We start from the raw sequence: 13,061 nt of genomic DNA on the forward strand, positions 1-13,061 counted from the left end.
TACTCTTTTCGGGCAGTCTTTATATTATTATTTAAACTTACGGTCTTCTTCTTTGATGCTTACATCATTAATACTGGCATATCTTTTCTGCATAAGCCCGTTATGATCAAACTCCCAGTTTTCATTACCATATGCTCTGAACCAATTTCCATCTTTAGTTTGGTATTCATATTCAAATCGGACGGCAATACGGTTGTCGGTATGGGCCCAATATTCTTTCTTAAGATGATAATTAAGTTCTTTCTCCCATTTTTTCTGTAGAAAAGTGACAATCTCTTCTCTTCCGTTAATGAAAGTATCTCTGTTCCTCCATTCGCTGTCACTCGTATATGCTTTGGATACTCTTTCCGGATCCTGGCTGTTCCAGGCATCTTCTGCCATCTGTATTTTTTCTTTTGCCGTTTCAAGGGTGAAAGGCGGAAGCGGGTGTTTCTGTTCCATTTTTTAAGAAATTAAATGATTAATTATTTTTTTTGATCTTTCGATGAGTTCATTGGATTTAAAAAGCTGACTTTCTATGAGACTGCTTTCAAACAGTAGATAAATATGGTCTGAAAGTTCTTCCTCTTTTAACAGTTCTGAAAAATAGGTTCTGAGATCCATTTTGTGATGCTGGATCACGGTTAAAATCTTTACATTATCTACAGGAATTTCCGATAAAATATTAAGAAAGCTGCAGCCTTGGAAATGTTCTTTCTGGTTCATATGGATCAGAAAATCAAAAGATTTTAAGGCTTTTGATTTCGGGGTTTCTTCCTGTTCACAAAAATGATTTAATTCACTGAACCAATATTGATGTCTTACATTAAGGAATTCCACACACAGGTCTTCTTTGGACTTAAAATGCTGGTAAAAACTTGCTTTGGCAACTTTTGCTTCGGAAATAATCTGATTAATACCTGTGGAATTATATCCCTGTTTACGAAATAAATCTGAGGCCGTCTGAACAATTCTATCTCTTGGAGATGTCATATACTATCATTTATAGAACAAAGATACAACAAAATACAATACAGACAGACAAGTCTGTCTGTCTGTATATTTTTTTAATGATATTTTATTTTTAAGATAAGCTAAGGCATTTCGCTACAGATTTTTGTTCTGCTGTTTTTTTGAAACATTAAGGAGAATGAAGGAGATAAGAATAGTTAAGGAAAATCTAAAGATTTTTTTAAGCTTTGCCCTTAAAGCGGAGCTCTTCTTAATGTTCTTAAAAGCTTCATTCTTCTTAATGGTTTAATAGCTCAAAACTTTCTAGTCAATTTTTATATCAAAGGAAAACAAAGCTGTTTTCGATTATTAAAGTAATGCAAAAAATCTACTCGAAAGAGTACAAAAAAAGCCCCTGAAATTGAATTTCAAGGGCTTCTATTTTTAAAGAAAATTCTTAAGATTTATTTATCTTCCAGTTTCTCTTTCTCATCATCTTCCTTTTCAGGGAAGATAATAGATACAAGAACCGAAAGTACCAATACCCCTCCTACGATTCCTAATGAAACCGGAGACGGAATATGAATCCATGGTGCGATCAGCATTTTTACCCCGATAAATGAAAGGATAATCGCCAGTCCGTAAGGAAGCTTGCTGAACATATGGATAAAGTTCGCCAACAGGAAATATAATGACCTCAATCCTAAGATCGCGAAAATATTGGATGTATACAGGATGAACGGGTCATTGGAGATCGCAAAGATCGCCGGAATAGAGTCTACCGCGAAAAGAACGTCGGTAAATTCAATAACTCCAACCACTACTAAAAGCGGTGTTGCCATTTTGATTCCGTTTTGGATCGTGAAGAATTTATCACCATCATAATTATCGGAAACTTTCCAGAAGCTTTTGATCAGTCTTGCACCGGCTGTATTGCTATAATCTTCGTCGTCATCGTCACCTCCGTCACCCCAGGATTTAATTCCGGCATAGACAAGGAACAGACCGAACAGGGCCATTACTACGTTGATCTGTACTGCTTTTCCGAAAATATTCATTTCAGGAAGATACGTAAGGTTGATCAACCCTACTCCAGCGAAGATAAATATCGCTCTGAATATCAATGCCCCAATGATTCCCCAGAAGAGAACTTTGTGGTGAAGATATTTCGGAACTTTAAAGAACCCGAAAACAAGGATAAATACGAATAAGTTATCCACAGAGAGGGCTTTTTCAATCCAGTAGGCGGCCTGATACTGCGTAAATTTCTCTACGGCCACAGCGTGGCTTTCAGGACTTCCGTCTGTATTGAAAACCCAATACACCACTCCGGAGAATATCATGGATAGTGAAATCCATACGATAGACCAGATGGTCGCTTCTTTGGATGATACTTCATGGCTTTTTTTGTTGAATACTCCTAAATCCAGGAGCAGCATGATAACTACCGTTACCGCAAATCCCCACACCAAGCCCGGGTGCAATTCTAAAATACTTTGATGTTCCACTTCAGTTTATGTTATTATATGATAAAAGCAATAGATGTACTGGATGCACAAATATTGCTAATTTTTAATGTTTTTTATATGATACCAATAGGGTCAATAAGTTTTAGCTCAAGCCTGTAAAACTATTCATTTTTTTTGAATGGACCAAAGCTCATTCTTACTGATGATCTACTGATTATAAATAATTCGCCTGAACCGTCTGGATCGTCTGTTCCAGTTTTCTGTCTGAAGTAGGATCTCCGATTGCGTTGAATTTCCATTCTCCGTTTCTCTTGTAGAAAACACCCATTACCATAGCAACGTGCCCTTTGAAAGAAGCATCATTAGCGATATCATATTTAGCGAAAACCTCTCTTACATTGGTAGGTGTTCCTTCATAGATACGGATAGAAGCGAAAGGAATTGTTCCGAAATCCTGTCCCTGGTAACTGTTCAATACCAATGCAACGTGTTCTACGTTAGGCTCCAGCTGGCTGAAATCTACGGTGATCACTTCATTGTCTAATCCGTCATCTCCATTCACATCTCCGGTAAGGTCATCACCGCTGTGTTTTACAGAACCGTTTCTTGATTTCAGGTTTCCGAAATAGATCACTTCCGTAAGCGTTTTGTTTGAATCAAATAAGATACAGCTTCCATCTAAGTCTACCGCTTCTTTTTTAGTTCCGAAAAGTCCTTTTTTCTCAATTGCTCCCCAGTTGATTCCCACACAGGCTTGGGTAAGCTCGGCACCGTTTTCCTTTTTCAGGTTGATTCTTTGACCTTTTTGTAAGTTAATAGCCATCTTTTTATGTTTAGTATTGTTATGTATTCTAAGGCGAAATGATTGGTTTTTCTTTCGCTTTAATTGTTATTCAAATTTAAATTAAGCATTGCGCGCAGGATATTCGTTTCTTCGTCGAAATCGAATATTTTGCTCATAATATCTATATTTTCCAGGTTTTTGAGATAGTCTTTCAGCACATTGCCCACTTCTGCAGGAATCGTTCTTTTCCTTTCATTAATGGTATTTTCCAGCAGTTCATTTTTTGTTTTCAGCTGATTGATAATTGAACTCTGATTCGACTGGTTCTCGGAAACATCCAGTTTTTCAAGATCCCCGTCAAACAGGTAGAGTTTTTTATCATCGATGCCGAAAATAAAATGATCATCAGACTGAAATATCTTGAAGAGCTCATACTCATAAGTCCCGATGAGATAACCGCAGACAAAACGCACTTTAAAACTCTGGATATTGAGTCTTCCCAAAAGTTTCCTTTCTATCGTATAATCTTTGTACTGATAGGCCGGAAAAGGCTTGGGTTTCAACTGCTCTTCATCCGCATTGGTCCTGTAGAATTCCTGTCCGTATTTTTTATGGAAATACAGAACATTGTTCCAGTCTGCTGTAAAAATATCTTCGGTAAGGTCTTTATAAAGCATTTTCAGATGCTGGGAAAATATACCGCTGTACATCTTCCGGTCGGTCTGAAAACTGTCTACCCGTCTTTCCTCAAAACCTTCAATATATTTATTATTAACGTCAATTTCATTAATCACAGCCAGCATATCATTTTCCTTCTGCCGTTTTATTTTGGTGAGAAGTTCTATAAGGCTGTCGGTATACTGCAGGTGGAAAAGTTCCAGCTTATTGTAGTCCAGAGCGGTATTTTCTTGAAACAAATTATGGATGATATCCGTTTTGATGTAAATAGATATGATATCGATATGTTCAAAAAAATTAGCAAGAAGTTTAAGCTTTGTTAATCTTCTTTTGCTCTGAGACATTATGGTTGCTGCATCATCCCCCACCTTGGTATTCTGTTAATTAACCTCTGACGTTTGCTTTTAATTCATGCTCCAGTGTCTGAAGATCCTGATCCAGTTTTCTTCTTCCTTCGGCACCCTGTTTTTGGATCTGTTTTACTTCATTCAATGTATTGATAAGCATTGAAGTAGTTTCTCTCAATGTTTCTACCGATACGATGGTCTGCTCGTTGGCTCTCGCCACATTCACTGAATTCTGACCCAGACGTTCTGCATTTTTCTTCAGAATGGCTTCTGTAGTAGAAGATACCTTCTGCTGGATCTCGATATTCTGCTGCTGTCTGTACATTGCTACTGCCAGTGAAAGCTGGTTTTTCCAAACCGGAAGTGTTGTGGTAAGGATCGTCTGTGCTTTTTCAGCGATAGAAACGTTGTTATTCTGTACCAGTCTGATCTGTGGAAGAGACTGCATCATGATGATACGCACCACTTTAAGATCGGCCATTCTTCTGTCTAATCTCGCGATGAAATCTCTTTTATCAGCGATCTGGTAATCCTGATAGGTCTGTGGATCGGCTTCCATTTGGGCTAATTCTCCGGCAGCTCTTTCCATTCTTACATTACCGGCGATCACCAATTCTTCGATAGCTTTAATGGAATTCACATTGCTCTCAAAAATGGTCTGAAGAACAGCGTTATCTTTGGTAGAAGTGATGATTCCTGCATTTACTTTATGAGCGATTTGCTCGATATTGTTGATGATCTTATCATATTTCGTGAACAGATTTTCCACCTGCGTGATCACCTTTTTCATGAACGGGATCTTGCTTAGAAAGCTTTTCACTTTATTCTGCTGAAGTTCATCAACATCTACGTAGTTCAATTCTACCAATAGATCATTGATAAGTACGCCCACTTCACCTGAGTTGGATCTTCTTACATTTCCTAAGAAGCTGTCACTCTGATTGGATAAAGTTTTCTGAAGCTCAGCTCCATAATTCACGATGGAACCAGGATTGGTCTCATCGATAGAATTGGCAAGAACTTCATATTTCTTACGCTCTTCTACCTGCAGCTGAGTCAGATTTACATTCCCTTCTCTGTCTACAAGAACCGCCGGTGCCGTATTTTGTACAGGCTGACTCGGTGGAGCCATCGGAGCTGGTTCAAATGTTTTAAGAGGTTCAATGGATCCCATTGGATCTATAGGTTGATTTTCCTGATTGTCCATAATTACTTTTGATAAATTGATACGAATTTGTCAAGGCCGTCTCTCTGTCCTGCCCCAACAGCTTCAAATTTCCATTCTCCGTTTCTGTTGTAGATTCTTCCGAATTCTACAGCCGTTTCAATAGAGAAATCTTCGTCTAATTCATATTTAAGGATTTCTTCGTTGGTATCTGTATTGAAAATTCTGATGAAAGAATTTCTTACCTGTCCGAAGTTCTGCTTTCTTGCATCAGCATCGTGGATGGTTACCACTACTGTAATTTCCTGAATCGCTGAATCTATTTTTGTAAGATCAATTTTGATCTGCTCGTCATCTCCCGAACCTTCACCGGTAAGGTTGTCTCCTGTGTGAATCACAGATTTGTCCGGAGATTCTAAATTATTATAGAAAATAAAGTGACTGTCTGAAACCAGTTTTTTGTCCTCGCCCAACAAAAATAATGAAGCGTCAAGGTCAAAACCTGTTCCTGTAGAAGTATTATTGATATCCCATCCTAAACCTACAGTGAATTTAGGTGCGTTAATGTTTTCTCTCTGTCCTTTTTGTAAGTTAATAGCCATAATATAGTTCCGTTTGTGTTAAAGTATTGATGTTATTTTCGTATTCTTTTATTAAATGATAATTGTTGCTGATCGCCAGCTCCAGAAGCAGGTCCATCTGCTCCTTTTTTACTTTAGACGTAAGATAGTCAAAATTACTTGAATCCAGGCCTAAAATATATTTCACGATCCTTGTGTTAAATTCAAAACTTGGCTTTGTCATTACTTCTGCCACGTGTTTGATGTTTTTCACGGCATAATAATTAAAGAAATTTTCAATCTTAGGATCAAGGTCAAAATTCATCAGTTCCGCATAATAGAGGAACATAAAATCGGCCTCCACATGATATTCGTTCAAAATCCTGTTCACCGTATATTCGTGGCTTCCCGTGATTTTAATATCGTCTATAAAAATACAAAGTTTTCCGCGTAAAAAATCCTTATCGATATAATAAGTATCATTCGCAATCAGATTTTTACGGTCTTCAAAATTAAGATTCCCATAATCCGTGATATACGTGTGATTACGGTTGATCTTGGAGATAATACTGGATCTCATCCCTTTCTGAAACAGGTACAGATCCAGATGCTTTTTAAAGAAAAAACATAAAAAATTAGAAGCCGTAGGAATGGCCATATACGGACTTGGAAGAACCACGATCTCTTTTTCTGTGTTTAAAAGTTCCGCATGTTCTGCAATAAATCCGTTGAATAATTCTTTAGCAAACTTCTCAGCATACGACTTATCGCCATATTTGAAATAGCTGTATTCTGCGGGTGAAAAAGTGAACTCATCTGCAGAATGAATGTGGTGTAAGCTGTATCTTTTATTCATATTAATTTAGTGTTTAAGTAAATGAGCACTGAAGCCGAAATCTTTCGCTCCCTTGTAATCTGCCACTGGATTGTCTCCGATATGCAGGATACGATGCATCGGAAGATTCTGGTCTTTAAGGTTATTCTTCACTTCCTGAAAAATAAGAGGATTCGGTTTGGAAATATTGATCTCATCCGAATAAATATGAAAGTCTATATACTGATCCAATTCTTCCTGAACCAGAAACTTTCTCATTGTCCTTCCTTTGATAAATCCTGTATTGCTCAGAATATTTACCGTTTTTCCTTCATTTTTGATCTGATCAAAAAACTCTTTTATATTTTCGAAAATAATAACAGGTTTGTATTCTAAAAACAGTTCTTCGCTTTTCAGATAAAACCCTTCCAATTTTTCTTTATCCAATTGTTTTACATCTACATCCAGTGATCCCAGAATCAGTAAATACATTTCAAAAGTATCAATATTCCCTCCTGTAACTTCATTGATGGTATTGCAGAGATCATCATAATATTTTACAGTTTTCGCAACCTCAGCAATCGGTTTGTCAATATTAAAAAACGAGGTGAACAGCTCAACTCTTTTTGTTTTAAATTCAGGGTGAGATTTGATTAGGGTGAGCCACAGGTCAAAAGAAAAATGATAGTGGTTGTGAATGTCGATATCCGTTTTCAATAGTTTTAAGTTAAAAGTTTTATTTAGCTTTCTTGAAAAAGATTTAAAATTGTTTAATCATCAACAAGTGTTTAATTGGGTATTCTTCCCAAAGATAAAATTTTTCTTAGAAAAGCATTACGTACTTCTCTGTTTTAAGAAATTTTTATGAATTTTTGCCTGCTTTTCTATTGGTTGCGGTCAGGCTTAACAATTTGTTTAAATTCCCTGATCAAAAAATTTATCTAAAAAATTTTGGACAATTAAAAAATTTATCTAATTTCGCAACCGATTAAAAATCAACAATGTCAACAACAATGATAAATATAATAACTTTAAGTAACCCTGTGAGAGCTGTGTACTCTGGCAGCACTCAATATTTATCTGAATAGTTCCTTAGATCTTTTATTACTAAAAATATATTGAAGACCTATCTGTTCAGATGGGTCTTTTTTGCTGCCTTATTTTCAGACCTCGAAACGAGGAGAATACGTATCTGTATTCTCAAAATCAACAATTTAAATTCAGCAAAATGAAATATAACACAAGAAATATAGGAATCATAGCCCACGTAGATGCAGGAAAAACCACTTTAACAGAAAGGCTTCTTTATTACACAGGCCTCATACATAAGATCGGAAATGTAGACGATGGAAATACCACCATGGATAAAGACATCCAGGAGAAAAACAGAGGGATCACCATTTCATCCGCAGCCGTTTCCACACAATGGAAAAAAGGAGAAACGGTTTATAACATCAATATCATCGATACCCCCGGACACATCGATTTCGCAGTAGAAGTCGAGCGTTCTTTAAGAGTTCTGGATAGCGTTGTTGCTGTGTTCTGTGCCTCTTCAGGGGTTCAGCCGCAAACCGAAAATGTTTGGTTCCAGGCTGAGAAACATGGAATTTCAAAAATATGCTTCATCAATAAAATGGACAGAATCGGAGCTGATTTCTTCGCCGTTCTTAAGGAGATTGAAACGAAACTTAATGCAGTTCCTATGGCGCTTCAAATCCCGATCGGAGCTGAGGACCAGTTTGAAGGAGTGATTGATTTAATCAAACAGAAAGCTTTATACTGGACGGATGAAAACGGGGAAACCATTATTGAAAAGGAAATTCCTGAGGATCATAAAGCGGAAGCCGATGAATACAGGATGAAATTAATGGAAACCCTCGCGGAATACGATGAAACGTTCTTTGAGGTTTACATGAATCCTGAAAACAGTATTACCGGGGAAATGATCACTGAAGCTTTACAGAAAGTCTGCAGATCAGGTGCTGCGGTTCCGGTTCTCTGTGGTTCTGCCTTTAAAAATAAAGGAGTACAGCCTCTTTTGGACGCGGTGGTCACTTATTTCCCGGCTCCGGATCAACTTCCAGCCGTTCAGGGGAAAGATCCTGAGACAGAAGAAGCCGTGGAACTGGTCAGAAATGAAACGGAAACTTTTTCAGGACTTGTTTTTAAAGTCGTGATCGATAAACATATGGGAAGACTTGCCATGCTCCGTCTGTATTCCGGTTCGATAAAATCCGGCGATACGGTTCTGAATGTAAGAACAGGGGAAAGTTTCAGGATATCGAGGATTCTGAAGATGCAGTCTGACAAAACCTTATCGATGGAGGAAGGAAAAGCAGGAGATATTGTGGCTTTAACAGGAATTAAGGATGCCAAAACCGGAGATTCTTTATCCGCGGTTGAGAAACCTGTCCTTCTGGAAGCGATTACCATTCCGGCTCCTGTGATCAGGGTTTCAATAGAGCCTAAAACGAACAGTGATGAGAAATCTTTCGGTTTGGTTCTGGCTAAAATCCAGGAAGAAGATCCTTCTTTAGTGGTGGAAAGAGACAGGCAAACCGGAGAAACTCTATTGAGCGGTCTGGGCGAGCTTCACCTTGAGGTCACTCTGGAAAAGATCCGGCTGAATCATGGCATAGAAGTCAATCAGGGGAAACCTAAAGTGTCTTACCGTGAGATTTTAACAGAAACCAGAACGCACAGGGAAAAGCTTTCGAAGCAGAATGGTGGAAGCGGACAGTTTGCCGATATCACTTTTGAAATTGGACCAAGGGAAAATAATGAACCCGGATTGGAATTCATTAATTTGATCAAAGGAGGCGTAATTCCGGGTGAGTTTATTCCTTCCGTAGAAAAAGGTTTCAGAGAAGCCATGGAAAACGGACCATTAAAAGGTTATCCTTTGGAAAGTATGAAGATCAGACTTCTGGACGGTTCTTTCCATCCTCAGGATTCTGGTGCATATGATTTTGAAAATGCTGCGAGAGATGGATTCAGAGTGGCTGCTTTATCATGCAGTCCTAAGCTTCTGGAACCTATCATGCAGGTTGAAATCCAGAGTATTGAAGAGTACACGGGTGCTGTAACAGCTGATATCAACCGAAGAAGGGGAATTATTTCGTCCATTGATGAAAGATCAGGAAGAAAGATTTTCACGGCGGAAGTTCCGTTGGCCTCTACATTCGGATATATTTCCGATCTGAGAACGCTGACGAGCGGAAGAGCTTCCATCAGCATGAAACTGTCGCACTATGCTTTGGTGCCGGATTTCATTGCCAATACATTAATAACCTAAAAAACGAGGGCTGTAAAGTGATTTTACAGTCCTTGTTTGGTTATTATATGTGAATGGTGAAATGTCAATGGTAAATTTTTGTAGTTGATATTTTTATTTCCCGCAGATCTCTCAGATAACACAGATTTTTTAAATTTTTGAATCTCCAAATCTTTTAATTCTTAAATTTTTAAATCTTTCAATCTTCTTCCCCTCAAACTCCATTCGTTTTATTTTCTCTACCTTTGTGGTCTGTTATGAAAATATTTACAGTTACATCTTCGCAAATCACACCGCCTTAAGCTTAAGGTGACCTATTTTTCTTATATCCGGAATTTCTTTTGGATATTTATTTCTTTATATATCAATCCTTTTTAATCAGAACACCTTATTTGTTGAAGGGTGTACTATAATAATTTCAATCATTTATGGAAAACATATTATCTGGTTTTCAATTGCGTAATGTAAATTTTAAAAACGAAATTCTGGCTGGCCTTACAGTGGCTATGACCATGATTCCTGAATCATTATCCTTTGCCATTCTTGCTGGGCTTTCCCCTCTTACGGGATTATACGCGGCATTTTTAATGGGAATCGTAACGGCTGTTTTTGGCGGCAGACCCGGAATGGTTTCCGGAGGCGCGGGCGCAACAGTTGTTGTTTTAATAGCATTAGCTTCATCCCACGGCGTTCAGTATCTTTTTGGAGCTGTGATATTGGCGGGAATTATTCAGATCCTGGTAGGAACATTTAAACTTGGAAAATTTGTACGGCTTATTCCGCAGCCGGTGATGTATGGGTTCTTAAATGGGCTTGCCGTTATTATTTTCATGGCTCAGGTAGCGCAGTTTAAAGTTGTAAAGGAAGGCATCAGTACATGGATGGAAGGCTCAGCATTATTGATTATGGCGGGTTTAACGGCTCTTACTGTTATTATTGTCTTAGTTTTTCCAAAGATCACCAAAGCTGTCCCGTCATCATTAGTGGCCATTATTATTGTTTTTGCGCTGGTTTATTTCTTTAATATTGACACCAAAAAGGTTATAGATATTGCTTCGGTAAGCGGTTCTCTGCCTTCTTTTCATATTCCTGAAATCCCGTTGAATATGGATACTTTAAAAATTATTTTCCCTTATTCTATAGTGATGGCAGGAGTCGGTTTAATTGAATCTTTACTGACTCTGAATATGGTGGATGAAATAACCAATACCAAAGGAAAATCCGATAAAGAAGCAGTAGCACAAGGCATCGCCAATATCACCAATGGCTTTTTCGGAGGAATGGGAGGCTGTGCGATGGTCGCTCAGACATTAGTGAATATCGGAGCCGGTGCAAGAACCAGAATTTCTGCTATTGTGGGTGCGTTAACGATTCTTTTTATCATCCTTTTCGGAGGTTCTGCCATAGAGCAGATACCGATGGCCGCATTGGTGGGTGTGATGATGATGGTAGCTATAACCACTTTTGAGTGGGCTTCTTTCCGCATCATTACCAAAATGCCTAAATCTGACATATTTGTAGGTGTATTGGTCGCTGTCATCACGGTTGTTCTTCATAATCTTGCTTTAGCGGTATTAATTGGAGTTATTATTTCGGCGCTGGTTTTTTCCTGGGACAGTGCAAAAAGAATCAGGGCGAGAAAATCTCTTGATGAATCAGGTAATAAGATATATGAAATTTATGGACCTCTGTTCTTTGGCAGTACCACTGCATTTCTAGAAAAATTTGATGTTGCCAATGATCCTGAGAATATTATTATAGATTTTAAGGAATCACGTGTCGTTGACATGTCGGCGATTGAAACGCTTAATAAAATCACTGAAAAATACAAAGCACAGAATAAGCATGTTGTTCTTAAACATTTAAGTCCCGACTGTATCAAGCTTCTGAATAATGCTCATGGCTTTATTGAAGTGAATATTCAGGAAGATCCCACTTATAATGTGATGTCAAAGTAACTGAAGAGAGACTAATTTTAAAAGACAGTCCTCGGGCATGTCCTAATAGTTTATTACTTTTCCTGTATAATTCAAACCCTTTAAAATAATTCACACATATGTGTATTTAATTTGTTAATTTTCATTAAATTTTGCATTTAAGGAGATTTTTTACGCGTTTTTAAGAATTAGATTCTATTTTTTATTTAAATTTGAAAACGAACAAACGGATTATTTATTAATTAATCAAAAATCTATATAAGTAACGGTTTGTTTACACTAAGGTCAATAGTTAAAAATATTACGAATAAAACTGCATGAAAGAGCTTTAATAGGTTATATATTCTTACAGAAAAGTCTGAAGCATAAAAGAGGTCTTACCTGATCAATTGAATAAGAATACTACAAAGGAGATGAAAGAGAAAAAGTATTCTTAAGACATACATAACCTGAAAACTAATTTATCGGCAGACTGCCCCCATAGACTGCCGGCTGTACACATACCAAGTATAGCACAGAGCTTAATATTCCCCTTTACTGCTGCCGTTGAGATTTTTCTTGGCGTGATTTTATTTGAAACAGTCTGTTCATTCACCGTAAGAGTGGAATAAATGACCTATTGGCTTTAATTCATGAATTTAAATAAGAAATAGTACTCAAAACATGTTATATAAAGAAATTCACATAGGAAAGTTTATCAAGGAGATGGTTGATGAGAATGAGGTACCCATGGAGAGGATCTGTAATTTTCTCAATAAGGATGATGAGTTTATTGAAAATGTTTACAAAAGCAAATCCATAGATGCAGAATTGCTTTTGAGATGGAGCAAGCTGCTGGAATATGATTTTTTCAGGCTTTACAGTTCACATCTTATCCTGTATGCTCCACCGTCTGCCGCAAAGAAAAACCAGGATCAGAAGAAATCTGATAAAATTCCTTACTTCAGGAAAAACATTTATACCCAGGAGATCAAAGATTTTATCATGAAAAGGATTTTGTCCGGAGAGATGACCTATGGCGAAGTGATCAAAGAATATTCTATTCCGAAAAGTACCCTTCACCGATGGCTTCAGAAAAATAATGATAATACTAACGGATAAAT

At 37.5% G+C, this 13,061-nt stretch carries 12 protein-coding genes; 3 read left to right on the plus strand and 9 right to left on the minus strand.

From position 1 onward, the window contains the following. Nucleotides 1-27: 27 nt before the first annotated feature. The 9 genes from IW22_RS13840 to IW22_RS13880 all read right to left on the minus strand — a co-directional run bounded on the left by IW22_RS13840 (nucleotide 28) and on the right by IW22_RS13880 (nucleotide 7,464). Nucleotides 28-441, minus strand: coding sequence for a DUF1348 family protein (locus IW22_RS13840; RefSeq protein ID WP_034727351.1), 414 nt, complete (start codon nucleotides 439-441; stop codon nucleotides 28-30). A gap of 3 nt (nucleotides 442-444) precedes the next feature. After that, entirely contained in the window at nucleotides 445-972 is a 528-nt protein-coding gene (locus tag IW22_RS13845) for a TetR/AcrR family transcriptional regulator (protein ID WP_034727352.1), read from the minus strand. Between the two features lie 422 nt (nucleotides 973-1,394). Beyond that, the gene (locus tag IW22_RS13850) at nucleotides 1,395-2,438 is read right to left on the minus strand and encodes a TerC/Alx family metal homeostasis membrane protein (RefSeq protein WP_034727353.1); all 1,044 of its coding nucleotides are present in this window, start codon (nucleotides 2,436-2,438) and stop codon (nucleotides 1,395-1,397) included. A 175-nt stretch (nucleotides 2,439-2,613) separates the two neighbouring features. Then, the gene (locus IW22_RS13855; RefSeq protein WP_034703446.1) at nucleotides 2,614-3,222 is read right to left on the minus strand and encodes a TerD family protein; all 609 of its coding nucleotides are present in this window, start codon (nucleotides 3,220-3,222) and stop codon (nucleotides 2,614-2,616) included. 59 nt (nucleotides 3,223-3,281) lie between these two features. Further along, nucleotides 3,282-4,205 carry a hypothetical protein gene (locus IW22_RS13860; RefSeq protein ID WP_034727431.1) on the minus strand — a complete coding sequence of 308 codons (924 nt, stop codon included), beginning with the start codon at nucleotides 4,203-4,205 and terminating at the stop codon, nucleotides 3,282-3,284. 40 nt (nucleotides 4,206-4,245) lie between these two features. Further along, nucleotides 4,246-5,415: a toxic anion resistance protein gene (locus IW22_RS13865; RefSeq protein ID WP_034727355.1), complete on the minus strand. Its 1,170-nt coding sequence runs from the start codon at nucleotides 5,413-5,415 to the stop codon at nucleotides 4,246-4,248. Between the two features lie 2 nt (nucleotides 5,416-5,417). Beyond that, complete coding sequence (locus tag IW22_RS13870; protein ID WP_034727356.1) at nucleotides 5,418-5,975, minus strand: TerD family protein; 558 nt, start codon at nucleotides 5,973-5,975, stop codon at nucleotides 5,418-5,420. After that, nucleotides 5,965-6,789 carry a phosphoribosyltransferase family protein gene (locus IW22_RS13875; RefSeq protein WP_034727359.1) on the minus strand — a complete coding sequence of 275 codons (825 nt, stop codon included), beginning with the start codon at nucleotides 6,787-6,789 and terminating at the stop codon, nucleotides 5,965-5,967. The genes IW22_RS13870 and IW22_RS13875 overlap by 11 nt, the downstream gene beginning before the upstream one ends. A 6-nt stretch (nucleotides 6,790-6,795) precedes the next feature. Continuing rightward, a complete protein-coding gene (locus IW22_RS13880; protein WP_034727362.1) occupies nucleotides 6,796-7,464 on the minus strand; it encodes an HAD family hydrolase in 669 nt (222 codons plus the stop codon). A gap of 511 nt (nucleotides 7,465-7,975) precedes the next feature. Here IW22_RS13880 and fusA point away from each other — a divergent pair. The 3 genes from fusA to IW22_RS13895 all read left to right on the plus strand — a co-directional run bounded on the left by fusA (nucleotide 7,976) and on the right by IW22_RS13895 (nucleotide 13,059). Beyond that, on the plus strand, nucleotides 7,976-10,042 hold the full coding sequence (fusA, locus tag IW22_RS13885; protein WP_034727364.1) for an elongation factor G: 2,067 nt from the start codon (nucleotides 7,976-7,978) through the stop codon (nucleotides 10,040-10,042). Nucleotides 10,043-10,449: 407 nt separating this feature from the next. Continuing rightward, complete coding sequence (locus tag IW22_RS13890) at nucleotides 10,450-11,979, plus strand: SulP family inorganic anion transporter (RefSeq protein ID WP_034727366.1); 1,530 nt, start codon at nucleotides 10,450-10,452, stop codon at nucleotides 11,977-11,979. Between the two features lie 642 nt (nucleotides 11,980-12,621). Further along, nucleotides 12,622-13,059 (plus strand): transposase, encoded by a 438-nt coding sequence (locus IW22_RS13895; protein ID WP_034727367.1) that lies wholly within the window; start codon nucleotides 12,622-12,624, stop codon nucleotides 13,057-13,059. Nucleotides 13,060-13,061 lie beyond the last annotated feature (2 nt).

Origin of the sequence: Chryseobacterium sp. JM1 (assembly GCF_000737715.1) — a bacterium.
Classification (GTDB): domain Bacteria; phylum Bacteroidota; class Bacteroidia; order Flavobacteriales; family Weeksellaceae; genus Chryseobacterium.

Bases quoted from the DNA above. Each gene is read 5' to 3' on its own strand.
- IW22_RS13870 (WP_034727356.1), bottom strand. From the start codon at position 5,975: ATGGCTATTAACTTACAAAAAGGACAGAGAGAAAACATTAACGCACCT.
- IW22_RS13855 (WP_034703446.1), bottom strand. From the start codon at position 3,222: ATGGCTATTAACTTACAAAAAGGTCAAAGAATCAACCTGAAAAAGGAA.
- IW22_RS13865 (WP_034727355.1), bottom strand. From the start codon at position 5,415: ATGGACAATCAGGAAAATCAACCTATAGATCCAATGGGATCCATTGAA.
- IW22_RS13840 (WP_034727351.1), bottom strand. From the start codon at position 441: ATGGAACAGAAACACCCGCTTCCGCCTTTCACCCTTGAAACGGCAAAA.
- IW22_RS13845 (WP_034727352.1), bottom strand. From the start codon at position 972: ATGACATCTCCAAGAGATAGAATTGTTCAGACGGCCTCAGATTTATTT.
- fusA (WP_034727364.1), top strand. From the start codon at position 7,976: ATGAAATATAACACAAGAAATATAGGAATCATAGCCCACGTAGATGCA.
- IW22_RS13860 (WP_034727431.1), bottom strand. From the start codon at position 4,205: ATGTCTCAGAGCAAAAGAAGATTAACAAAGCTTAAACTTCTTGCTAAT.
- IW22_RS13895 (WP_034727367.1), top strand. From the start codon at position 12,622: ATGTTATATAAAGAAATTCACATAGGAAAGTTTATCAAGGAGATGGTT.
- IW22_RS13890 (WP_034727366.1), top strand. From the start codon at position 10,450: ATGGAAAACATATTATCTGGTTTTCAATTGCGTAATGTAAATTTTAAA.
- IW22_RS13875 (WP_034727359.1), bottom strand. From the start codon at position 6,789: ATGAATAAAAGATACAGCTTACACCACATTCATTCTGCAGATGAGTTC.